23 protein-coding genes are annotated in these 22074 nt (G+C 54.1%); 11 read left to right on the top strand and 12 right to left on the bottom strand.

The genetic code is table 11. The annotated features are described in order from the left end of the window. The first annotated feature begins 48 nt into the window (after positions 1-48). Complete coding sequence (gene yciH / locus ABSB80_RS09690) at positions 49-354, top strand: stress response translation initiation inhibitor YciH (protein WP_428370418.1); 306 nt, start codon at positions 49-51, stop codon at positions 352-354. A 962-nt stretch (positions 355-1316) separates the two neighbouring features. Here the strand turns inward: yciH and mreA are convergent. Together mreA and ABSB80_RS09680 are read right to left on the bottom strand one after the other, a co-directional pair. Then, positions 1317-1700 (bottom strand): MreA family transcriptional regulator, encoded by a 384-nt coding sequence (gene mreA / locus ABSB80_RS09685; protein WP_428370417.1) that lies wholly within the window; start codon positions 1698-1700, stop codon positions 1317-1319. Between the two features lie 242 nt (positions 1701-1942). Continuing rightward, positions 1943-2794, bottom strand: a complete 852-nt coding sequence (locus ABSB80_RS09680; protein WP_428370416.1) for a TrmB family transcriptional regulator — start codon at positions 2792-2794, stop codon at positions 1943-1945. A gap of 130 nt (positions 2795-2924) precedes the next feature. Here ABSB80_RS09680 and ABSB80_RS09675 point away from each other — a divergent pair, with 130 nt between their 5' ends. The 4 genes from ABSB80_RS09675 to ABSB80_RS09660 are packed head-to-tail and all read left to right on the top strand — an operon-like array spanning position 2925 to position 6410. After that, a complete protein-coding gene (locus ABSB80_RS09675; RefSeq protein ID WP_428370415.1) occupies positions 2925-4193 on the top strand; it encodes a COG1361 S-layer family protein in 1269 nt (422 codons plus the stop codon). A 13-nt stretch (positions 4194-4206) separates the two neighbouring features. After that, positions 4207-4878, top strand: coding sequence for an ABC transporter ATP-binding protein (locus tag ABSB80_RS09670; RefSeq protein WP_428370414.1), 672 nt, complete (start codon positions 4207-4209; stop codon positions 4876-4878). Then, positions 4875-6077, top strand: coding sequence for an ABC transporter permease (locus ABSB80_RS09665; protein WP_428370413.1), 1203 nt, complete (start codon positions 4875-4877; stop codon positions 6075-6077). The genes ABSB80_RS09670 and ABSB80_RS09665 overlap by 4 nt, the downstream gene beginning before the upstream one ends. After that, positions 6078-6410, top strand: a complete 333-nt coding sequence (locus tag ABSB80_RS09660; protein ID WP_428370412.1) for a hypothetical protein — start codon at positions 6078-6080, stop codon at positions 6408-6410. Positions 6411-6443: 33 nt separating this feature from the next. Here the strand turns inward: ABSB80_RS09660 and ABSB80_RS09655 are convergent, their stop codons facing one another. The 6 genes from ABSB80_RS09655 to ABSB80_RS09630 all read right to left on the bottom strand — a co-directional run bounded on the left by ABSB80_RS09655 (position 6444) and on the right by ABSB80_RS09630 (position 13170). Then, positions 6444-6827, bottom strand: coding sequence for a hypothetical protein (locus ABSB80_RS09655; protein WP_428370411.1), 384 nt, complete (start codon positions 6825-6827; stop codon positions 6444-6446). Between the two features lie 714 nt (positions 6828-7541). Continuing rightward, the gene (locus tag ABSB80_RS09650) at positions 7542-8576 is read right to left on the bottom strand and encodes a type II secretion system F family protein (RefSeq protein ID WP_428370410.1); all 1035 of its coding nucleotides are present in this window, start codon (positions 8574-8576) and stop codon (positions 7542-7544) included. Positions 8577-8578: 2 nt separating this feature from the next. Next, positions 8579-9502: a type II secretion system F family protein gene (locus tag ABSB80_RS09645; protein ID WP_428370409.1), complete on the bottom strand. Its 924-nt coding sequence runs from the start codon at positions 9500-9502 to the stop codon at positions 8579-8581. Further along, entirely contained in the window at positions 9495-11909 is a 2415-nt protein-coding gene (locus ABSB80_RS09640; RefSeq protein WP_428370408.1) for a type II/IV secretion system ATPase subunit, read from the bottom strand. Before ABSB80_RS09640 ends, ABSB80_RS09645 begins: the two co-directional genes overlap by 8 nt. A gap of 177 nt (positions 11910-12086) precedes the next feature. Beyond that, positions 12087-12806, bottom strand: coding sequence for a roadblock/LC7 domain-containing protein (locus tag ABSB80_RS09635; RefSeq protein ID WP_428370407.1), 720 nt, complete (start codon positions 12804-12806; stop codon positions 12087-12089). Positions 12807-12822: 16 nt separating this feature from the next. Beyond that, complete coding sequence (locus ABSB80_RS09630) at positions 12823-13170, bottom strand: roadblock/LC7 domain-containing protein (protein ID WP_428370406.1); 348 nt, start codon at positions 13168-13170, stop codon at positions 12823-12825. 225 nt (positions 13171-13395) lie between these two features. Between ABSB80_RS09630 and ABSB80_RS09625 the strand changes: the two genes are divergently transcribed. The 3 genes from ABSB80_RS09625 to minD all read left to right on the top strand — a co-directional run bounded on the left by ABSB80_RS09625 (position 13396) and on the right by minD (position 15631). Continuing rightward, positions 13396-14160 (top strand): hypothetical protein, encoded by a 765-nt coding sequence (locus ABSB80_RS09625; protein ID WP_428370405.1) that lies wholly within the window; start codon positions 13396-13398, stop codon positions 14158-14160. A 129-nt stretch (positions 14161-14289) separates the two neighbouring features. After that, on the top strand, positions 14290-14766 hold the full coding sequence (locus tag ABSB80_RS09620; RefSeq protein WP_428370404.1) for a hypothetical protein: 477 nt from the start codon (positions 14290-14292) through the stop codon (positions 14764-14766). A gap of 70 nt (positions 14767-14836) precedes the next feature. After that, complete coding sequence (minD, locus tag ABSB80_RS09615) at positions 14837-15631, top strand: cell division ATPase MinD (RefSeq protein WP_428370403.1); 795 nt, start codon at positions 14837-14839, stop codon at positions 15629-15631. 590 nt (positions 15632-16221) lie between these two features. Here minD and ABSB80_RS09610 read toward each other — a convergent pair. The 3 genes from ABSB80_RS09610 to ABSB80_RS09600 form a co-directional block, all read right to left on the bottom strand. Continuing rightward, on the bottom strand, positions 16222-17016 hold the full coding sequence (locus tag ABSB80_RS09610) for a response regulator (protein WP_428370402.1): 795 nt from the start codon (positions 17014-17016) through the stop codon (positions 16222-16224). 54 nt (positions 17017-17070) lie between these two features. Beyond that, the gene (locus tag ABSB80_RS09605) at positions 17071-18180 is read right to left on the bottom strand and encodes a V4R domain-containing protein (RefSeq protein WP_428370401.1); all 1110 of its coding nucleotides are present in this window, start codon (positions 18178-18180) and stop codon (positions 17071-17073) included. A 101-nt stretch (positions 18181-18281) separates the two neighbouring features. Next, positions 18282-18893: a hypothetical protein gene (locus ABSB80_RS09600; RefSeq protein ID WP_428370400.1), complete on the bottom strand. Its 612-nt coding sequence runs from the start codon at positions 18891-18893 to the stop codon at positions 18282-18284. 168 nt (positions 18894-19061) lie between these two features. On the opposite strand from ABSB80_RS09600, the gene ABSB80_RS09595 reads away from it, so the two are divergent. Both ABSB80_RS09595 and hisI read left to right on the top strand, forming a co-directional pair. Beyond that, positions 19062-20249 (top strand): A24 family peptidase C-terminal domain-containing protein, encoded by a 1188-nt coding sequence (locus ABSB80_RS09595; RefSeq protein WP_428370399.1) that lies wholly within the window; start codon positions 19062-19064, stop codon positions 20247-20249. 7 nt (positions 20250-20256) lie between these two features. After that, a complete protein-coding gene (gene hisI / locus ABSB80_RS09590) occupies positions 20257-20625 on the top strand; it encodes a phosphoribosyl-AMP cyclohydrolase (protein ID WP_428370398.1) in 369 nt (122 codons plus the stop codon). Between the two features lie 257 nt (positions 20626-20882). Here hisI and ABSB80_RS09585 read toward each other — a convergent pair whose 3' ends face one another. Next, positions 20883-21194 (bottom strand): hypothetical protein, encoded by a 312-nt coding sequence (locus tag ABSB80_RS09585; protein WP_428370397.1) that lies wholly within the window; start codon positions 21192-21194, stop codon positions 20883-20885. 25 nt (positions 21195-21219) lie between these two features. Here ABSB80_RS09585 and ABSB80_RS09580 point away from each other — a divergent pair, with 25 nt between their 5' ends. Continuing rightward, positions 21220-22068, top strand: a complete 849-nt coding sequence (locus ABSB80_RS09580) for an SdpI family protein (protein WP_428370396.1) — start codon at positions 21220-21222, stop codon at positions 22066-22068. Positions 22069-22074 lie beyond the last annotated feature (6 nt).

Here is a 22074-nt window from a genome sequence, read left to right as displayed (position 1 = left end):
CTTCGGCAATGCCAAGTAATAAATAAAGAGAAACGTAAAATACAGGTAATGATTGGTGGGATTTGCCCGACGTGTGGACTTCCAAAAGAGTTATGCATCTGTGAGGAGGTTGCAAAAGAACAGCAGCGGATCAATGTCAAAGTGAACAAACGCCGTTACGGGAAAGAGGTTACGGTTATCGAGGGACTCGATCCGACTGATATCGATCTTGAAGACCTTTCCAAATACATGAAAGGAAAACTCGCCTGCGGGGGTACCGTCAAGGGGAACTCCATCGAACTGCAGGGAAACCACCGGGACCGGGTGAAGGAACTCCTGTCCCTCAAGGGGTACAGTATCGAAAATATTTCGTAAGCAACGGATCTTTTTTCTTTTTTTGAATTTGAGTTTGGTTGAACGGCTAATCTGGTGCGTTTTTTCCCGTGTAACAATGATGATGCCGGCCGTCGCCCCCGGTAGATCCGGATGATGTAGCCGGAGAGAGGTATTCCAAGGAGAATCGTTCCGAGGATTAGTCTGATCCACCGGTCCGTTCGTTCATATACACCTTCTTTTGCATACTCAAATGCGTCGTGCACCATCCTGTCGTAATCTGCCAACTGGTTCACCTGTCTGCTGTGGACGCTTTTTGGTTACGCCGATCTTTTGTCCGCATCGAAATATTAGACTAAATTTATTAAATATTTGTAATTGTGGTTCTGGTGCGTTAACGGGACTCAGTAAAAATTATTCTCTCGTAGTCGATTCCGACCAATATTTAAGAGTCTCGAAGATGCACCAGAACTCTTTTTAGAATATGTATATATATATCGTAATAAAAGAAAAACCAGTTCATGAAAAAAATTATTATCATTATTTTGATTATAATATTCGTTCTTGTTGCTGGATGCGATAGTTCTGTGGGTTCGGCATTTAATCAAACAATAAATGCCTTCTGCAATAATTGGCCAAAGAATACGTGGAATCCTTGTTCAACATTACTATCTCTAAATAATCAAATAAATATTACGAACTCCTCGGCTGAAGAATTGGTTGATAAATTTGAATCCTTGTTCAATATCACCATCTCCAAATAATGAATAAATATTATGAAATCCTTGACCTCTATTAAGGCTTTATTATAGTGGGTTCTGATTGTTAGCGTTGATGACCGATTTTTCACCTTATTAAAAATACCTTACCAACCATCAACTTATCAGAACCATTCGTGGTAATCCAGGTTTCAATCCTTGGACTCATTGATGATGCTCTCGAAGCCTACAAGAGCGACGATGATAAAGGAAAGGGGTGAAAATTAAACCGGAAAACATAGATTGTTAGAGAGTATTATTGAAGGTGTTCCCGTAGTTTCCTGACAATGACGAGCTGATTATTGGCTCGTTTTTCTTTTCTTTCTCGATGCAGTCCACGATTAGGGTTATGGACTTTGCCAGCTTGTAGATTATCATTGGCCACCCCTTGTTTTCGAAGAGACTCTTACGACGTGGGATCCAACCCTGGTTTATCAGGTACTTCACGGCCATGCTTGCTTCGGACTGACGCATGTCGGTTCCGCGCTCAATTTCCCGTGATGTAACTTCTGGGGCACCCGCAAGAAACACCAGCACTTTTGCAACTTTTTTCTGCACCCCAATCTCGATTAAGAGATTAACGAACTCTTCTTCCTTCTCGGTAAAATATTGGACGCTTTCCCGTCTCATGGCATCACGAGACTTTTCCGGGTCGCTTGGTTCTGATGCATTGTCGTGGTTTCACTATGGAACAAAGAGAATTCGCTGCTTTGAGGTCTCATAAAACAGACTGAGTAGTCAGGAACTATTTTTGAAAGAAAATATGAAAGCCCCGAAGATGCACAAGAACAGCTGACTCGAATGTACACGGTCATTTTTTCCCGCTCCTCTGCGGAGCCCGGCGCCCCGCTGCACTCTGTCTTACCAATTGATCACGCTCGCTTTTTCCTGTGAGGATGTGGAGAAAAGGGAAAATCCTCCCCTTCAATGAGTCGCTTCCAGTTGAACTGGGTGAAGAGTTTCATCTGGAGAATCGCTCCCTTGTTCCGGGTATTGAGGACCGAAACCGTGCTGGAGAAAAACGGCGGGATCATAAGGAGTTCCTCGTCATCAACGATCAATTCGAGTGTATTTTCGACTCTCATCAGTTTATGGATCTCCTCAAATTCCGGGGGGGCAAAGGGTGGAGGGACAGCAAATTTTTCCGAGGAGAGCACATGGATATCCACGTTCTTTCCCGGGAACTGCACTCGCAGTTTTTTCTCAAGACCCGGTGCATCAGATATCACGATAAGCTGCAGGGAAATATCCTTTATCCGTATGTTTTCAATGAACGGAAGGTACCGCTCTCCGATCATGCATCGGATATGGCTTTTTGCCTTCCCGAAAAGGTCACGGATCTTATATTCGATGCTCTTATCGCCATAAATGGTCCAGAGGGCCTCCTCTTTTTCGGTTTGCACCTTCTCCTTTTCCAGTTTTTCCAGTGCCGCCAGTGCCAGATCGGCTGCCTTCTTATGGTTGCCCATGAGCAGGTCAATGGCCATCTGAGGTGAAACCGCGCTGTACCGTGCCGGTTTTGAGACTTTTTTTACGGCCAGTCCCATTTCCGCCAGGTGATTCAGCGCCTCGTACACGCTTGGCTTTGAGATGGAGAGATATTCGACAAGATCTTTTGCTTCTGCGTTGTCGTACAGGACCAATGCGGCGTACACGCTTGCTTCATAGTTGGACAACCCGAGATCGTTGAGCGATTTTATGAGGGCTGCGGGAACGCTCTCCATATAATCAATAATAATCACCGAGTTGTTAAAAATTTAACTACTTTGATGAATACATTTTTTAAGTCTTGGGTAATACCCTAGTAAAACAAATTGTAGTAAAAAAATTTACTACAGATTTGAGGAAGAGCGAATGTTCAGAATGACATACCCTTCAGCATATCCGGATACCCGGGATTTTACAGCAGACCGAAGACCGACTCATTCAGGTGCCGGGAAAAGAACGTTCCCCCGAATCCCCCGTCCAGCGTACGGGACGCTCCTGTTCCTTCTCGTAACCATAGGATTTCTGGTTCTTCCGGCAAGTGGTTACAGCACGAACGACGCCATTCAGGCTGCAGGTAACGTATACGTATCCAACTATACCATAGATCCGGCAGTCCTCTTTACCGGGGATACCGCCACGGCAACGTTTTACGTCACCAACGGGAATGCAAACCAGAGCGTCATGGTCAACCATGCGACTTTTGGTGACAATGATATCCTTCTCACCAGCGGCTCGTACGACGCCTCTGCCAATATCGGGCCTCTCCAGACCCGGTCGTTCGTATTCTCGATTGGAACCGACAAGAATGCGGGTACGTATTACCCCACCTTCTCATTAAGCTTCAGCGCTGGCAACGGCCTGTATTACCGTACTCCGGTCAAGGTGGACAATACGCCCCTTGTTATGACCGTTGCTGAGAAGCCGGATGCATTCACCCAAGGGAAAAAGGAAACTATCAGTGTACAGATCTCTAACCCCCGCGACAACGATGTAAAAAATGTCATCTTTGAAGTCACCGGGAACGGTGTCACCCTTACACCTTCAAAGACATACATTGGTGATCTGACTGCTGGAACCAGTACGATGGTTAATTTTACTTCAACAGCTGACGAGCCCACATCACTCTTCATGCATGTCGATTACGATAATGGGGATAATATCCACACCATCAACACGACCCTGCCGATCCAGTTTACCATTGACAAACAGCGGGCTGACCCGGTCATGAGCAACATCGTTGTCACACTCAAACAGGGGACCTACGATGTCACCGGTGATATAACAAACGCCGGTCTCTCGACCGCAAATGGTGTCACGGTCACATCGCTCTCTCCTGCCTTGACGCAGGACCCGTACAGGAATTACGTGATCGGTGCACTCAAATCTGACGACTTCGGCAGTTTCGAGGTCACCTTTACCGTTCCTAACGGCACGACAAGCGTTCCCCTCCAGCAGTCCTACAAAGACAGTGACGGCAATGTGATCACCTCCGTCCAGAACATCGATCTGACCCGGGCCCAGAATACAACACAGACTGACTCACAGTCAAGCATGCTCCCGGCACTGGCCGTTGTCATTATTATTGTGCTTGGCGTGGGCGGGTATCTCTACATGAAGAAACGAAAGAACCAATAAGGGATGGCACGTCATGCAGCCGGTCATCCAGTTTTCCGATGTGGTAAAGATCTACCCGCTCAAGGCCGGAGATGTGATGGCACTTAACCACATCTCATTTGAAGTGGAACGCGGGGAGTTCATCTCGATTATGGGGCCCTCAGGTTCCGGCAAGTCAACGCTGTTGAACCTGATGGGATGCCTTGATACACCGACTACCGGGGATATCTTTATGAGCGGGATTGGTGTGCGCGACATGAGCGATGTCGAACTCACGAACCTGCGACGGGATCGCATCGGGTTCATCTTCCAGTACTTCAACCTCTTCCCGCTGTTAAACGTCATCGAGAATGTCAGTTTCCCCCAGATGCTCAAATCGCAAAAAAGTGTTGACCCGAAAAAAGCCACCGAAGTACTCCATGCCGTCCAGCTCGAAGAATATCTCTATACCCACACACCCCTTGAACTCTCGGGAGGTCAGCAGCAGAGGGTTGCTGTCGCACGGGCGCTCATTAACGATCCAGACATCCTGCTTTGCGATGAACCAACGGGTAATCTCGATTCAAAAACAGGGGCAAGCATCATGGAACTCATGACGGAACTGAACAGGAAAGGCTCGACCATCATCGTAGTGACCCATGACCCCCATGTTGCCAGTTATACGAACCGGACGATCCGGATCGTTGACGGGAGAATTGCAACATGAGCACCATATTCTGGGAGATCTCCAAACGAAACATCCGGATCCATATGCTGCGCTCGACCCTGGCGATGCTTGGGATCATCATCGGTGTCGTCGCTATTGGTGCCATGGGTGTCCTGGGAAACAGTTTGACGCAAGAGATCAGCTCGAGTCTTTCTTCGGTCGGGGACTCGGTAATTGTCACCCCCTACGCCGGTGGCGGCGGTATGGGCATGGGAGGGGGTGGCGGGAGCTCGGCAGACTTAAAGCTCACCGATCAGAATTACCAGCAGATTAAACGTGCGGTCGCCCCGAACGTGGCAATTCCCGTCTATTCAACATCCGAACACATGAAAGTGGGTGTCGGAAGCGACGACATTGTGGCAAGCATTTATGGAATTCCGACGGATCAGGAGAAAGATCTGCTCCCTGAACTTGAAGCCGGGGATTATAACAACGGAAACTCCGGCTGCCTCGTGGGATCGACATTTGCAAAGGATCACAACCTCAAGGTCGGGTCACGGATTTCCATTGGATCCGATGGGAAATATGGTGCGCTCAGGGTTACCGGTATTATTAAGGAACGGGGAATGAGCTTCGATATCAGTACCGATAGTGCCCTCGTCGTGACAAAAGAGTGGTTTGAGAATACCTACAACACGATTGATGAATACAATGAAGTGGTCGTAAAAGTTACCAGCGGCGACACTGCCGATGTAAAGACAACTATAGAAAAGCAGCTCAACCGAAACACCAAAGAAAAGACCGTTTCCGTGACAGACAGCAAGGCTACACTCTCGACCATCTATGCAACCTTTGGCACGGTCACGACATTCGTCACCGCCATCGGTGGGATCTCGATGGTTGTCGCCGGGGTCTCGATCTTCAACATCATGATGATGTCCGTGAACGAGCGGATCAAGGAGATCGGGATCATGCGCAGCATCGGCACCCAGAAAAAAGAGGTGATGAGCATGTTCATCTACGAGGCCACCATTATCGGCGTCATTGGAAGCCTGATCGGGGGGATTTTCTGTATCCTTGCCGGGTACGCGGTAAGTGCCCTGATGCTCGGCACCACCAAGTACCTCTTCACCGTGTCAAGCATGACGTCAGTTGTCGAGGGAGTCGGATTTGGGATCGTCATCTGTATTGCATGCGGGTTATATCCGGCGTGGCAGGCGGCAAACCTCAACCCGATCGATGCGCTCAGGCACGAATAAGTGGCATATATGCGCATTCCCTTTTTTCAACCGACTAAAAAAGATTCCAGGACCGGATGCCGTACGGACACGACAGAGGGAGTCGCACTCCTGACCGGCGACCCGAAAAAAGCGATCCTGACCATTATGCAAAGCCTTGTATTTGCCATTCTCTTTGCATACGCGTTTACGTTCATCTTCAGGATGGGGGAGACCGGGATCTGGTGGGGCATGGTTGTGGGTGAAATTGTAGGGGGACTGTTTGCCTTTCCGTGGGCGCGTGTATACCTTTCACGACTGAATAGCCAGAGCGGGGAAGAGCTGGCCATATCAAAACAGGTGGCCGGTCAATGACATCGGCATATTGGTGAACAGATCGGGCAGGAGCTAACCAGCATGTCTCATAAAAACCCGTGGGTTCTCATCACGTTGGAGGAAATTGCCGAAATACGCAGGCACCTGCGTGTTCTTGAGGTGGGGGGATCCAAAAAATGCCGGGACAGTGTCGGCGCGATTGCCGGAATCCTCATTTTCGTTGAACGACACCTGCAATGATCGAATACCGCTTGAAAAAAACCAGACCTGTCTGGTCAAAACATCAAGGGAGGATGCGCATGAAACAACACCGCTAAAAAACAAAAAAGGATTCTGGAACGTCAGACCCGGTAACAAACGCTCGAAAAAGAGCGGGCTGTTTCCTGGGAATGTGGTGCGATGACCCTGCTCGAAAAAAGTATGCGGTAACGGGGGAATCCGGGGGATGCTGGTCAAAGAGTATAAAAACCCCGATACCCTCTCCGGGCCCTCTTTACCCTGTTTCCCACTTTCTGGGCACAAGAAGGGAGGAAAAGCAATACCGTGCTTTCCTGATCATCGTGAAGTACCCGTTCCCTAGTATCTGTCTTCCGGGGGCGAAATTCCTGAATCTTCGGAATCGTTTTTTCCCTGCCCGGGAAGGGCGCTGATCCGGTGTTCTTTCCTTGAGTTCTTTGGGGAAGGACCGGGCGGACCGGCGGGTTCTGGTGCGTTGTCGTGGCTTCATTATGAAACATAGAGAATTTGCTGTTTAGTGCTTTCAGATAATTCAAGGCGTTATTAAGAACTATTTTTGGAAGGAAATATCACAGACCCAAATACGCATCAGAACCTCAAAGCTAAAACTTTAAGCAAAATCAAAGTGATCTTCTATATCTTTTAAGATTGTCGATTAAAATAAAGCATGATTTAATACTTTATTTCGGTTTGTGTAAGACTAACCGAAACGCTTTCGGATGGCAAAAAGATCTTACCACCGGAAGATCTCTCCGGGCCGGATCATCCAATCCGATCCACGGATCAGACCGGCCGGATCACAGAAAATATTGCCTGATACAACAAAAGGAGAATAGAATTTTAAGAAGATTCAAGAAACATCAATAAAAATAGTTAACAATAGATAGATTGTGACTTTCTTTAAAAAAAAGATTCCCCAAACATTTCCCCGTCTCATATGAAGAACCGGAAGGTGATCCACGCGATCAGAAGCATGATAGCCGAATACTTCAGCCCCGCGATGAAGCGCCCCTCGCCCATCTGGCCTGCCACGAGGCCCGAGAAGAACCCTTGGAGCATGGCGGCATGGGAGAAGAGCCGCTTGTACACGAAAAGATCGATCTTCCCCATAAACCCGTGCGCACCGGCAGCGGCAGCGGCTGCCCCTGCTGTGGCCATCGTCGAGAGGAACGATGAGACAAGGATGGCGATGACGAACAGGAACACCGCGAACGAGACGAGTACGATGATGACGTAGATGAGCATGTTGTTGCTGCGTTCGTTCTGGAGGTTCACCACTTCGAACGTATCCTTCGCAGCAGCCCTCAGGACCTCGCTCACGTCGCCACCTGCCCTGCTTGCCTTGGCGATCAGGTCGACACTCCGGTCGGCAAGCGTTGTCCCAAGGCCCCTTCCGAAGCGGTACAGGGCTTCGACAAAATTGACACCCCAGGACATCTCGTTGTCGAGTTTCCGTATGTGCGGGGTGAGGGTCCCGTATTCCGCGCCGGCAACGAGGTGGACAGCCGTCGGGAGGGTCATGCCGGAATCGTTCATCCCCGCGAGATCCCGGAAGAAGTTGGGCAGCGCATTCTCAAGGTTTTTGACCCGGACCTGTTCCCGTAAGTCCAGGAGCGCGACCGGGATGATAGCGATCAGGACGGCAAAGACCGCAAAATCATCGACAGACGTTGAATCGAAGAGTACTCCCATGCCATAGGTCCTCACCATGAAGAGGAAACCCCCGATGAAGACCAGCAGGGAGAGCGGGATGCAGACGATGAGGATGTTCTCCGGGCGCTCGGTCAGGACCTGGAACGGGTGTCTCAGGAACTTTCCAACCCCTTCCCTGCTCTGCCGTTCGTGCTCGAGCTTCTTCGTGATCTCGGCAAATTCGTCTTCCACGGGCCCGAGCTCATCGGTCCTGATCGGCTCGCGGCTGTGGGGGCCCTTGTTGAGCAGGTTGCTGAAAATATCGGAAAATCCCATAGTCAGGACTCCGGCGTCATGGAACTGATCATGATCACGAACGCAATACTCCCGAGAGGTATCATGATGTAGATGATGGCATAGAGGAAGAGGGGGCGGTTGTCTCCTGAAAGCACCGACATGATGGACTGCAGAATGATCAGGAAGAGGGTGCCGGCCACCATCGCCGTCACGTAGGACTCCGCGATCAGCCCGAGCATCTCGAGGAACTGCTTCTGGGTCTGGCGGTTCTCGAGCGCGTACTGGTCTGCCTTCGTGCGGAAATACTCGGTGAGGTTGCCGCCGCTGGAGATACTCGCCATCGCACCCTGCAGGAACTCTTTCATGCGCTTGCTCGGGGTACTCGCGGACACCAGCCGCAGGGCATCGATCAGGTCGCGTCCGAAGATATCGATCTCGCGGGCGATATACCGGGCCTCCACCGAGCTTTCCCCATAGATCGGGCTGTCGCCAAGGAGGCGGAACACTTCGGCCGGGGTGATGCCTGCCGTTGACATTGAGGTCACATAGTTGATAGCGTACGGGAGGCTCGCGTCGATGTTCCGCCGCCGGTTACCGGCCTCGAGGCCCGGGTACATGATGAAGGCTGCATAGGTCAGCCCCCCGAATACGAGGAGGGAGAAGATGGTGATGGCGATCGTCCCGATCAGGAGGCTGTGGACGGAAAGGGCAACGAGCGGGCCGGGAACGGCCCCGCGGTACTTGATGAGGGCGGGGATCTTCAGGATCCAGCTGAACAGGCCGATGACGGTTGCCGCACAGAGCCCGACAATGATTGAACTGACGAACGCCGTCGAGAGATAGACTTCGAACGGGGTCTTGAACCGGGCCGAGAGGAGGTCGTTCCGGAGTTGGGAGTACTCGTCGCGCTTCCCTTTCATCCGCTTGCCGAAGAGGTTGAAGCAGAACCGCTCGTAACTATTCATAGAGGTCCTTCCTCACCCTCTCGATGACCGCTTCCGGGTCGCGGTGATAGGAGATGAGGATCTTCGCTACGTCCTTGTAGTGCCGTATCTTCTTGATCCTCATCCATTCGAGCACCTCCTGGCGGCGCTTGAGCTCCTCGCGCATCCGGTTCTCGCTCCACCCCTTCGCCTCCATGATCTCTTCGAGCAGGTAGGACTTCCCGGAATAGTTGTGCTCGTCGGTGGCAGAGCGCCATTTGAAGACCTCGTTCGTTATCAGTTCGTTCGTCCTCGGGTCGATATCGAGGATCTCGACGATCTGCTTGTTCCTCCTGATCCGCTTGCCGCCTACCCGGGCCTGCACCTGGACGCAGATGAAGTCAAGGGCGGAGAGCATGTTGCGGGGCACATCCATCGGGGGGTTCTCGATACGGTGGACGACGCTGGCGACCGAGTCGGCGTGCGTAGTGGAATAGGTGACGTGGCCGGTGCTCATCGCCTGGAAGAGCGTCTGGCATTCCTTGCCCCGTACCTCGCCCACGATGATGTACTCGGGACGCTGCCGCATCGCGGCACGCAGGAGTTCGTACATGTTGATCTCCCCCCTCCCGGCCGTGTCGAACGAGTCCCGGGTGACGCTGGGGATCCAGTTGGGGTGGGGGAGTTTCACTTCGCGGGTATCTTCAAGCGAGACGATCTTCGCCATGGGGGGGATGAAGAGCGAGATGGCGTTCAGGGCCGTGGTCTTTCCCGATGCCGTCCCCCCGGCGAAGATCGCGGATTTGCCGTTCTCCACCGCGAGCCAGATGTAAGCGATGGAGAGCGGGGCGAACGTGTGCCACTCGATGAGGTCCGTGGGAGTGATGGGTTCGTCCTTGAACTTACGGATGGTGAACGTGGAACCGTGGGCAGTGACTTCCTGGCCGAGCGTCATCTGGATACGGGAACCGTCCTGCATCGTCGCGTCGAGGATCGGTTCGGCGATCGAGATGTACTTGCCTGCACGCTGGGCAAGCTTGGTCACGAACGAGTCGAGATCTTCCGCGGTATGGTATGCGAGCGTGGTCTTCATCGATTCGTAGCTCGAGTGGAACGCGAAGATGGGTGTGTTGACACCGTCGCACGAGATATCCTCGATGTACTTGTCATGCATGATCGCATCGATCAGGCCGTCGCCGAGGAAGTCCTTGTGCATGTTGTAATGGATCTTCTCCCGCTGGATCGGCGGGAGCCTGATCCCGTAGTCCTGCATGATCTCGTTGGTCGCAATCCGGAGCTTCAGCCGTGCATCATCCCTGGAGATGTCCTTGGTGTTGATGTCCAGCGTCTCGAAGAGGCGTTCCTTGAGCTCCTTCAGCAGCTCCTTCTCCGGGTCGGTGAGCACAGGTTCGAGAACCTGGTACGTGTATTCGTGGGTGGAGTGGTCGTAGATGATGCGGACATAGGCATACGGCTCGTTGACCGGGTACATCTCCATCTCCTCGATACCGGGCTGCGGGATGAAGACGGTATCCACGAGAGGGCCGTGTTTTTTCGGGCTGTATTCCTCCTGCTCGGTGCGGATCGCGCTGAACAGGGCCGACAACCCGAACCTCTTCGGTCCTGCCTTCAGCCTGGCTCCGCTTTCGGCGCTATCTTCGTCAATGTCAAGGTCCTTGAAACCGGCCGTTGAAAACTCCCGTTTCCAGATCTCGGCAAATTCCGGCGGGAGGGAACTGCCCGTTGAACCTTCAAACGCATTGATCCTCCCGTGCAGTTTGATCTCCTCGATCTTGAAAGTCGCCCCTTTGGGAAGGATCAGGCCGGAGATATCGGATATCTGGTCGACCGAGATAATTTTTTCATCGGTCTCTGTCTCTTTCGGGGTAGGTGCTGCTTCAGCGGCTGCCGCCACCCTTTTTGCGGCCTTCGGTTTCCTCATCGCAGCTTTCGGGTCCTCGTCGATGATCTCGATCACTTCTTCGTGTGCGGGTTCCCGGGGAGCCGCAGGTTCCGGTGACGTGGGGGAGGAAACCCCTTCATGTGCAGATGCGGGCGCCCGTTGGGTGTCCGCCCGAGTTCCGGAACCCCCGACCCCTGCATTCATGGAACCCGGATCCGGTTTTGCCTCAACAGCCGTTTCTTCAGCAGGGGTCTCTGCATCTTCGAGCAGGTCATCGAGGCTGCTGACCTGCTCTTCTCCGGGACTGGAGGATGACTGCCCTGGAGAGGTTTCCGGTGCAGGAGCTTCTGCCGTGGCAGCCATCCCCAGTTTTTTCATGAGGATCGAAAAATCACCGGAATCGGGTGCAGGTCCTGACCGGGGTGCAGCGGGTGCAGCCGGGGCCTCATCAGGCTGCTCTGGTACCGCTTCCTTCTTCTTTGAGCCACGGATCATATCCGCGATTGAGTTCATATCGTCAGGCGTATCGTCGTCTCCTCTGCTCATGCTGGACCTCCCCACGTTGGATCGTGAAATCGCGGTACCGGTTGTTTCAGATGGTTTTCCGGAAGACTGGTAAAAGATAATTTGTGTATGAGTATATCTACCCTCTGGAGGCGCAAATGTCCCCGGATTACCACCGGCGACCTGCAAAACCCGCGTACAGGAATGATCTTCCCCCGTTTACCCGGCTGTCTCCTTCTGGATGCTTCTTAACATGACCCTGATGAGCCCGAGCTGGGCATCGGCAGTCGTGAAGATGCACAGGGAAAGGTCCCCGCACGGGGCGATGATGATCTTGTTCCGGGCTGTTTCGAGGATCAACTGGTCCAGGTCGCCGATCTTCATATCCTCTGCTATCCTGCTCCCTGCCCGCATGAGATCCTCGGCCGAAGCGGCGACATGCTCAAAATCTGCATCACCTATCGACTGTACCGGGAACCCTTCAAAAAATGCCGAGACCGCAATGACCCCGGGCTGGCTCGCAATCTTCCTGAGCTTGCCCTCGTCCAGGAGTTCCGGAGGGGCCCCGGGTTCCACGGCGCCCCTTTTTGCCGGGGGCGTGTCATACCCTGAACCCGGGAGCAGCAGGTCTTCGTCCCGGGAGATCCGTACTGCCTGGGAGAATTCCTGTTCATCGTATTTTCGCAGGGAGAACGTCTGGGGTGCTTCATCTTCCCCCTGTTCCGCGTTCATGCGGGAAAGGGCATCATTTCCTTTAAATGCTCCCTCCCCGGTCCGGAAGTAGGCGGAGACGAGCGTCCCGTTATCCGTCAGGATCAGGCCGTGACCCGCACCGGTCTCGATCTCGATAGCGCCACGGAAGGTCGTCAGTTCCTGGATGAACCCCTCGTCCTGGGGGTTGGAAATGGTCCCTCCATCGGTTCCTGCAGGGAATTTCATAGAAGAAGAAAGGTGATCAAAGTGCAGCAACAATCCGTTCTTTGTTCTTCTTCAGCTCGTATCGGATCCTTCCGACATTTGACGTCGTATCCGCTACAATGGCGATGAGTTCGTCCGTTGAAAGCGGAGAGAGGATGATCGGCCCTTTTTCCAGTTCGACGAGCATCTGCAGGAGCTCGCCTTTCCCCAGAGTACTGCCCATCGCCTCGGAAGTCCCAAGGCCGGTTGACGCCATGGCTCCAAGAGCTTCGATATCAACTTTGCCGGAAACTGCACTTTCTATCACAAAACCGTCCCTCCCCACGACGACCGCAGCTGATATCCCTTCCACCTTCAGAAATTCCTCGAGCAATGGTTTCAGCATCTCTGCACCACGTTATAAATGTATCTTCTTACTCTGTATCTATTAAAATGTTGGTCTTTATCCTTGCTTTCTGTTAACGGTAGAGGGGGTCGTGAGGTGAAAATACCGCCGATCCGGCATTGATTCCTGCAGGACCTGCGTACGGGCCCGGGCTGTGCTTATGCAGCACGATCGTCGTCCACCCATAAAGAAACTTTATAGGTGAACACCGTCATAGTAACCATGATGCAGCTTCCGAGGGGCACATTCCGGGAAATACGGAAAAATACAACGGTTGGGGTTGTTCTGAAGGAACTGGAGCGTACAACATTTTCCGGGATCTGCAGCCTCTCATCCGATCGTGGTAACGGGACACTCGTGTACCAGTCAGGCACGTGCATTCTCGTTAAATTCCATGGCAAACCCGGCGATCCCGGGTGGGAGGAACTCCAGAAATGCGGGGGGGAAGTGGACGCCGCCCTCTCAACGCTTGACGAGGCACAGGTCCAGCTCTCCCTCGAGTTCAACAAGGCCTGCAGGCTTGTGAAGGCTGGAAAGAGCGGGCTGTCGCGGAAATCCCCTGCTCATGTTCCCTCCCGCGGGCCTGCGAAAATGACGGAAGACGCTCACCGGACTGCTGCACCGGTACGGGTCCTGCCAAGATCCTCTCCTGCAGCATCGCCTTCCACAGCGAAGGTTTCTCCGGAAAATACATCGCATGCATCCGGGCGACAACCACTGCAGGTTCCTGTTCTCTCTGGGGCCCGTCCATCGGCCGGTCATCCTCCCAGATCAAAGGTTCCTCCCCCCCTCCTGGAATCGGTACAGGTTACAGGAGAGGAGAAGAGCGGCGGGGAGGGAGGGCGGTCCCCGGATGAGAGCGCCGGTTCTTCCGACCGGGATCTCGATACCCTTGACATCCAGGACCTGGAAAACGTCACGGATAAGATCCGCAATGACTGCAAGACCATGATCAGGCAGCTCAATCTCGAGCACCTCATGGAACGCTGACCGGGCAGGAGTTGATCCATCACGACCGGTCTGATCCCCGTTTCTGATTCCATTCTTCCGTTCATTATCATCGGCATTCTCGTTATTGCCGGGATCATCCTCGCCGTGGTGTACTGGAGAAGACGCCGGGTGAAACTACCATATAGCCGGCGGGCGGCGGTTCCTGCTGCACCCGGACCCAACCGTTTCGGGTACCAGCCGGAAGCAAGGCCCGTCCCGCTGGTAAGGCCCAGGACTGCAGCCAGTCAGGTACCAAAAATTACTCCGGTGCCGGAAGAGACCAGTGTCACGGAGGGAACCGCAGACATCACCCAGAGCCTCGGTGCAGTCGTCGCGAAATATTCGCTCGACCGGTTCACCATCGCCACCTCCGACGGGCTCGTGTTTGCTTCGAGCGGGGGAGATGATACCGGAGCGGACGCTGCACGTTACAGCGGGATCTTCCGGAACGACCCCCTCTCAGAAACCCCCGGTGTCGTAATGTTCGGGTTGTCTCACGAGGGCTCCGAGCTTGTCGGCATCATCCGGTCTGACCACCCGGTATCGGAGGAGACCAGGAAGAAGATCGAAAGAGACGCAGACGAGATCATACACCGGTGGATATGAGAAAAAGATGCCCGGACTCCAGTAATCTTATATAAATTCAATAGAAATACTCATCACGGCAGGGGGTTTAATGGTCAAGGTCTACACGATTGCTTCCGGAAAAGGAGGTACTGGGAAGACCACCGTGGCCGTGAACCTTGGTACCATGCTCGCACAGCTCGGCAAGGAGACCTACCTGATGGATGCCGATATCGGCATGGCGAACGTGGGCCTCTTACTGGGCCTGCACGACGCACCGGTCACCCTCCATGAGATCCTTGCCGGAAAAGGAAACATCAACGATGCAATTTACGATGGTCCGGCAGGGCTCAAGGTTATTCCGAGCGGCATCTCCCTCCAGGGGTTCCAGCAGGCGGACCCGGACAAGATCCGGGATGTCATGACCGAGCTCGTGAAACGCTGCGAGTTCCTCCTGATCGATGCCCCCGCCGGTATCAGCAAGGACGGTGTCGTCCCCCTTGCCGTTGCCGATGAAGTGATCCTTGTGGTGAACCCTGAACTTTCCTCCATTGTTGACGCCCTCAAGACCAAGATCCTGACCGAAGTTGTCGGGGGGCATGTCCTCGGTTCCATCATCAACCGTATCGACCAGGACAAGACCGATATCATAACCAGGAAGATGGAGAAAGTCCTCGGCGTGAAGGTCCTCGGGATCATCCCTGAAGACCCCAATATCCGGCGGTCATCGTCCGCAAAGACCCCTATCGTCATAAAGTTCCCGATGTCTCCCGCTTCGAAGGCAATCCGGAGGATCGCATCCGATCTCGTCGGAGTTGCCTACAAAGAAGAGAAGACTGCCGAAGTAAAGGAAGGGTTCATCGACAGGTTCAGCAAAGCACTCTTCAAGAAGAGATCCGAAAAATAATCTTTGTTTTTTGCCGTTCCTATGAAAAGCGTATTATTCAGATATCACGGGCGGTGGTCCCTCTTTTACCATTGCAATGAACGACGACGCCCCGAAGGGGTGCCCCAGCGGCGGTTCAACTTCCTTGCCCCGCCGTGCTCGAAGTTCCTGCAAACTTCTCACACTTCGCGGTTCTGACAAACCACTCATAAGTCGAAGTTGCACTTCTCCACAGCCCTGCGGGCTGTCCTCGGAGAGGCCCTGAGGCGGGGAGCTCTCGTACCTGAACGATTTTCATGGTCCTTGGGTGAATTTTATTCATCTTCGTTTCTGTCTGTCCGGTATATTGTTGAAGGCATATACTTCCTGCTGGCGGTGTCTCATCCCGCCCCCCCGGGTAGCCGTGATGATACCGCAATCGGGAATGAGGCAGGTTATTCTCTATGGGGGGTCCTGATACGTGCCATGAAGATTCACGGGTACATCCCTGCTGCCCGGGGCCTGAACGGGGCTGACAGCCAACTCCGCGAGCGCCGGGAAATGAGATGCCGGACGGGATTTTTACTACCTTCAGAACAGTGATATCGTACACCGGAAACGATCCCCGGCATTCACTTCGTGGCTGCCGCCATCTTGATCTGGCCCGGGGTTTTTTCCTTGATATGCATCAGGACCGCGATCAGCTCGTGGTTTTCATCCTTGACCGGGCGGACCGTGACCCCGACATTCCTGCTCTTGCCGGATTTTGTCACTACGGAAGTATTGAACTCGTGGGTTACGACGAGCATCTGCCTGACGACTTCAGGGACCGGGTCCGGAATCTCCTCGCCGCTCTGGTCATTGGTCAGCATCATGACCTCACGCCAGTGCTTCGTCAGGATCTCCTTTTCGGGGATGTCGAGGAACCTGGCAGTATAGGGGTTGTAAAAGATGATCCTGCCCCTGGGGTCGAGGACGAGGACAACGGCGAGGATCGCCATGATCTTCCTGGGCTCGCCGATCGGGTAGGCATCCAGATATTTCTTCCGGATCCGGTGGTTATGCAGTGCGAGTTCAACGTTCGAGCCGAGCTCCTTGTCCGTGAAGGGCTTGAGGATATACCTCAGAGGCCGGGCAGTCTTTGCACGATCGAGCAGGTTGTCATCGCAGTGGGCAGTCAGGAACACAATCGGCATCTGGAAGAGCTGGAAGATATACTGGGCTGCCGTAATCCCGTCCATCTTCCCGCTGAGGCTGATGTCCATCAGGATGAGATCGGGCTCCAGCTCTGCGGCTTTGATGATCGCCTCTTCCCCGGAACCGATCCTGCCAACAATGCTGTACCCCTTGTGTTCCAGCATTATGGCGATCAAATTACTGATAATCTCATCATCTTCCACAATCAGGATGCGTGGGATTGGCGCCATGGAGAATCCGTTTTTCGCGTAAATAAAAATGTGCGGAGGAGGTATTTAAAAAGTTTATTCCGGTTTGTTGGTGATCGAGAAGACGCAGTGTTCGTCTCCCCTGGACTTGCACTTTACCTCTTTTGCCTGGACCCGTATCCCGAACGAGCCCTCGATGATCCCCGCGAGGAGGCCGGCGGTGCAGAAGCAGACGTTCCTGCCGGTGTTGCCAAACGATTCCGACTCGACCGTGTGGGAGAGGGTGATCGTCTTGGTCTTGGCCTTCTCGTCCCATTCCTCCCTGACCACGTTGAACCAGCCCATCTGGGAGTAGAACGTGAATGCCATATCGGAGAGCGTCTTGGGGTTGGTTATGCCCATCTTCTTGTAATGCTCCACGTTTTCCTTCCCCATGTCCATGTAGGCCCGGTAGTTGACGCCGCTTGCAGGAGCCTCGCCCATGGTCTTCTTGAGCGAGGTCGTCATCGACGTGAAGATGAACCTCGGCATCATAACCACCGGCTCGTCGATCAGCTGGATCTTGCCTTCGAGCGGCTTGTGCTCGATGAACTCGGTGATAGCCGAATCGCCCCGGACAACAGCCTCCGCCTTGAACTTCCAGCTCGGCTCCACCTGGTCGGCGACAAACTCGCAGTACTCGTCGCCTTTTGCATGGCAGGCCTTCTCAAGACAGAACCACGTTTTCCCGGTCACCGCTTTCAGGACACCTTCGATCCAGCCCTGGTGGATCCCGCAGACCGGCATGTTCCAGTCCTTTAAGACTTCGGACTCGAAGGTGTGCTTCGTGCGGAGGACGACCCGTTTCTCACCGGCTTCGAGGAGCTCGAACGGGGCACCCCATCCCTGCTGGTGCTGGAGCTTGAAGACGAGCATCAGGAACTCGGCCGGTGGTAAGTCCATGCCGAGTTTTTTCAGCAGGTTATTCAGGCCTACCGATCCCATCCCGACCGAACGGAAGAGTTTGCGCACCGCCTTCACGGCAAGTTTCCTGTTGAGGTTTGTCTCGTACATTTCGTAAATGGCTTTTACGAGATAGTTCGGGTTGCTTGCGGTTTTTACGCCGAAAACAGAATAAGCGCCGGCGAGAGGGTCAAGCTCGATATACGGGGTGATGGTCTTTTCACCCCTCATAAGCGCCTCGAAGTCTTCACGTCCGATCTTCATGGTGGAGTGTTCTGTCATAATCCAATTAAAGGATTTCTCTTATCCTGCGGGGCAGCCCTGCGGAAACGGGATAAAAAAGGAAACGGGAGCAGAAATGAAGGCTAAAGTTCAAGGGCAAAATGCGTTTCCGTCTCATCGAACGTGATATGGAATGAAGTGATCACCTGGTTGCGGTCCTGGACGATGCAGTCATACCCGCCGTACATGACCCTGAAGCCGGCGCTGCCATCCTGCGTGGTGATATCGCTGCCGACAATCTGGCCGTCCTTCCGTATCGAGACCCGCAGGCCGTTCTGGGATTCCCTGCCACGGAGGACGGTCAAGGAAAGCAGCCCGATACCCGAACTCTTCTTCCCGATCTCGGGTATAACGTACGCGATGCTTTTCCCCAGGTGCGTCTTCTCGAAGATCCTGCACCCCATGACCACGGCATCGACAATATCCGGCTTGATGTCGTAGAGTACAAATTTTTCATGGCCGGTGATCCGTATGAGCGCCTTGTCCCCGTACAGTTCCCCCTTCCCGTCGATATAGATAGCCCCTTCGGGTTCCCCCCGGATAAGCGCAAGGTAGAGTTCATATTCCGTCTCCTTTGCAACGGCAAGACCGCTCACACTCCCGTCACCTGAGAACCTGAGCAGATCGGGGAGCGTGAACGTACCGAGAGATTGTGAGCCTTTAAGAATACTTTCGATCAGGTCCTGGATTCTCATGCAAAATTTACCGTCGTATGGAGCAGGGGGGCCGGTTTTTCAGCCGTGCGATCCTGGTTCAAGGGAGTATTCGCGAGCGGATATTATATAAGTGCGGTGGGCGGCCGGTGCCGGCCGCCTCTCCATCGCCATGCATAAGTGCTCGGGAAAAGAGATCAGTATGGATTTATGGAAGTATTCTACCCCATGGCGATCTCGGCGGTTGCGGTCCTTGCCACCCTGGTCTATGCCTCGTATCTCGATATCAGGGACCGGCGCGTGCCATTCATCACCTGGATGCCGATGCTCGCGGTAGGTATTGTCTGCACCTGTTTCCTCCTGTGGGAGAGAACCTCCAACGGGAGCCTGGTGGCCGGGTTCCTCTCCCTTGTCGCAAGTTTCCTGTATGCAGATTACCTCGATAACCGGGGCAGGACGGACTCGCCGGGCCTCACGCTCTACTACCGGAAGTCATCGCTCTTCTGGTACTTCGCCCTCGTCCTCGTTCTTCCCGTCATCTCGTGGTTTGTCCTTGCACCCGCCCTGAACGTCCAGATCATTCCGTGGTTCGCAATGTTTGCCGGGATCTTCGGCTATATGACGTATACGGAGTACAGGGACCGGCCTGCAGGGAAGAAAAAACCGAAACGCAATGTCGCTGAGTCCAATGTCGAGGACGTGCTCAGCCGCTGGTATTTTGTGCTGATCGTTATCATCTATGCCATCACGTCAGTCATGATGTTCTATGGCACCAACGGATGGGGGGCCCCGGCACTCCTCATCCTCCTGCCGGCAATTTTCTGCGGGGTCTTCTATGTCTTCGGCAGGATGCACTTCTTTGGAGGGGCGGACGCGTGGGCGCTCATCTTCATCTCGTTCTGCGTCCCGGTCTTTCCCTTCGTGCCGATCCTCGGGAGCCCGCCGATCGGATTCCTCTCGTTCTCGGTCCTGATCAATGCCCTGCTGCTCAACCTCGTGACACCGCTCGCTATCCTTGCCATCAACCTCGCCCGAAGAAACCGGGCACCGCTGATGTACCTGTTCTTCGGCTTCCCTGTCAGCGGGGGGAAGATCCAGGAATCGTGGGGCTTCGTGATGGAAGACTTTGAGGAGAAGGAGGGAACCGTCCGGAGGAAGTTCATCGGTTTCTGGGACTCCGTCCGGAGGATGTATGCCGGGACGGACAGGGTCTACACTAAGGACCTCAGGGAGCATCCCGAAAAATTCGGGAAGGAGCTGGACATGTACCGGAAAGCCGGGAGCGTCTGGATCTCGTACGCGGTCCCGTTCATCATCCCCATCACCGCGGGTTTTGTGACGGCGGTCGTCTTCGGGGACTTCCTCTTTGCGATCATGAAGATCTTCACGGGGGCCTGAAGACGGCATGCCGGACCTGAAATTCCAGGACGGGCTCATCCCGGTGATCGTGCAGGATGCGAAAAGCCGCGAGGTGCTGATGATGGCCTATGCCAGCGAAAAGGCCGTACGGCTCACACGGGAGACCGGCTTTGCCCACTACTACAGCCGGAGCAGGAAGAAACTCTGGAAGAAGGGCGAGGAGAGCGGCCACTTCCAGAAGGTGGAGAGGATCCTCACCGACTGCGACGACGACTGCCTGATCTACGAGGTGGTGCAGACGGGCGCCGCCTGCCACATGGGCTACGCATCCTGCTTCTACCGCACGCTTGACGGGAATGTCGTGGGGACGAAAGTGTTTGACCCGGAGAAGGTCTACAAAAAGCCGGGCCGGTAGGGAGCCCATTTCTTCTCATCTTAATGAGGGTGACCCCCTCTCTCCCCCAGAGGGGGAAGCAACCCAAGGGGAGCACCCCCTTGACCCCCCTTTTATCTCTCTTTTTTCTCAGGATTTTTTTCGCGAACATTCTGAGGAACTATCCTCCTAGGGGGGATACCACAGCGACGGGGGCGGGAGCATGAAGTGCCGGAGCCCCCGGGAGCGTCGTAGTATTTCTTTGAGCATTCCTCCGGGGAGCACTTTTTCTTATTCCTTTACCGCTGGCCTGGGCAGCACGTGTCCGGGGCAGGTGCGTCACGCTCTTGGGTAACAGGACCGGACACACAACCGCTGGAGAGGTTCCTGTATGCAGGACGTGGTCCCGTTTCGAACGTCCGCCGTGCAATATCAAGCAGGCAGAAGAATGCCGCGGCTTCGACCGGGTCGTTGAACAGTGCCAGTTCTGCATCCGTCCGTTTCTCAAGGATGTCCGTGAGATACTTCCCGTATTCCTTCTCATGGATCTTCAGCGCCCGGGTGGTCTTCTTCCACCTTCGGATGACCCCGTCCAGTTCCATAGTCCGCATACTGTCACCGTACACCCGTGGGCCGGTGCAGGGGATAAGGATCAGGCAGGCAGGGGGTGAAAGTGCAGGCCGCGGGTACCGGCAGCACCCGTGGCGGGAAGCAGGGATTACCCGGGCCCCGGCCTCCCGTTACCCGGCAGCGAGCCCGGACCTTTCCCGCCTCTCTTCCGGCAGGGCTGCCGGCATTACCTTATTGGGGGATCAGTTCCCATTGGATGTGATGAAACTCACCGGGTTCGCCGTCATCGCCGTGATCCTTGTCACGTTCGGTATTACGATCGCCTTGTATCCCGCTGTCCCGGATACGATGGCCTCCCACTGGGATAGTGCCGGGCAGGTCAACGGCCATGCGGCAAAGTCATGGGGCCTTGCCATCGTCCCCCTTATCATGGCGGGTTTTGCCGGGCTGTTCGCCCTGATCCCCCGCATCGACCCGCTCCGGAAGAACTATGAAAAATTCCAGCGGTATTACGATGGTTTTGTCCTCCTGTTCACCTTGTACATGCTGGTGGTCCAGCTCCAGATCATCCTCTGGAATACGGGATACCCGGTGAGCCCGAACCTGACATTCCCCCTCCTTACCGGGATACTCGTCATCTATGTCGGTTTTCTCATCGGGCACGCGGAACCAAACTGGTTCGTCGGCATCCGCACGCCGTGGACACTGAGCAGCGAAACGGTCTGGAAAAAGACGCACGAGGCCGGGGGAAAACTCTTCAAAATTGCCGGTCTCATCTGCCTTGCGGGAGTGCTGGCCGGGCGCTACGCACTCTGGTTCATCCTCGTACCGGTCCTTGCGGTCGCCGCATATACCGTTGTGTATTCCTATATCCTGTACCAGGACGAGATGAAGAAGTCCGGAAGACCGGACTGAGAATTT

Origin of the sequence: Methanoregula sp., from assembly GCF_050010295.1 — an archaeon.
GTDB lineage: Archaea > Halobacteriota > Methanomicrobia > Methanomicrobiales > Methanospirillaceae > Methanoregula.
This window is presented reverse-complemented; position numbering and strand designations above follow the sequence as displayed.

What these genes read in the sequence shown, in the direction of transcription:
- ABSB80_RS09600 (WP_428370400.1), bottom strand. Translation starts at nt 18,893, where the DNA reads ATGAGAATCCAGGACCTGATCGAAAGTATTCTTAAAGGCTCACAATCT.
- ABSB80_RS09665 (WP_428370413.1), top strand. Translation starts at nt 4,875, where the DNA reads ATGAGCACCATATTCTGGGAGATCTCCAAACGAAACATCCGGATCCAT.
- ABSB80_RS09630 (WP_428370406.1), bottom strand. Translation starts at nt 13,170, where the DNA reads ATGCTGAAACCATTGCTCGAGGAATTTCTGAAGGTGGAAGGGATATCA.
- hisI (WP_428370398.1), top strand. Translation starts at nt 20,257, where the DNA reads ATGCCGGACCTGAAATTCCAGGACGGGCTCATCCCGGTGATCGTGCAG.
- ABSB80_RS09670 (WP_428370414.1), top strand. Translation starts at nt 4,207, where the DNA reads ATGCAGCCGGTCATCCAGTTTTCCGATGTGGTAAAGATCTACCCGCTC.
- minD (WP_428370403.1), top strand. Translation starts at nt 14,837, where the DNA reads ATGGTCAAGGTCTACACGATTGCTTCCGGAAAAGGAGGTACTGGGAAG.
- ABSB80_RS09585 (WP_428370397.1), bottom strand. Translation starts at nt 21,194, where the DNA reads ATGCGGACTATGGAACTGGACGGGGTCATCCGAAGGTGGAAGAAGACC.
- ABSB80_RS09625 (WP_428370405.1), top strand. Translation starts at nt 13,396, where the DNA reads ATGCAGCTTCCGAGGGGCACATTCCGGGAAATACGGAAAAATACAACG.
- ABSB80_RS09640 (WP_428370408.1), bottom strand. Translation starts at nt 11,909, where the DNA reads ATGAGCAGAGGAGACGACGATACGCCTGACGATATGAACTCAATCGCG.
- ABSB80_RS09645 (WP_428370409.1), bottom strand. Translation starts at nt 9,502, where the DNA reads ATGAATAGTTACGAGCGGTTCTGCTTCAACCTCTTCGGCAAGCGGATG.
- ABSB80_RS09610 (WP_428370402.1), bottom strand. Translation starts at nt 17,016, where the DNA reads ATGGCGCCAATCCCACGCATCCTGATTGTGGAAGATGATGAGATTATC.
- ABSB80_RS09650 (WP_428370410.1), bottom strand. Translation starts at nt 8,576, where the DNA reads ATGGGATTTTCCGATATTTTCAGCAACCTGCTCAACAAGGGCCCCCAC.
- mreA (WP_428370417.1), bottom strand. Translation starts at nt 1,700, where the DNA reads ATGAGACGGGAAAGCGTCCAATATTTTACCGAGAAGGAAGAAGAGTTC.
- ABSB80_RS09595 (WP_428370399.1), top strand. Translation starts at nt 19,062, where the DNA reads ATGGAAGTATTCTACCCCATGGCGATCTCGGCGGTTGCGGTCCTTGCC.
- ABSB80_RS09680 (WP_428370416.1), bottom strand. Translation starts at nt 2,794, where the DNA reads ATGGAGAGCGTTCCCGCAGCCCTCATAAAATCGCTCAACGATCTCGGG.
- ABSB80_RS09675 (WP_428370415.1), top strand. Translation starts at nt 2,925, where the DNA reads ATGTTCAGAATGACATACCCTTCAGCATATCCGGATACCCGGGATTTT.
- yciH (WP_428370418.1), top strand. Translation starts at nt 49, where the DNA reads ATGATTGGTGGGATTTGCCCGACGTGTGGACTTCCAAAAGAGTTATGC.
- ABSB80_RS09605 (WP_428370401.1), bottom strand. Translation starts at nt 18,180, where the DNA reads ATGAAGATCGGACGTGAAGACTTCGAGGCGCTTATGAGGGGTGAAAAG.
- ABSB80_RS09635 (WP_428370407.1), bottom strand. Translation starts at nt 12,806, where the DNA reads ATGAAATTCCCTGCAGGAACCGATGGAGGGACCATTTCCAACCCCCAG.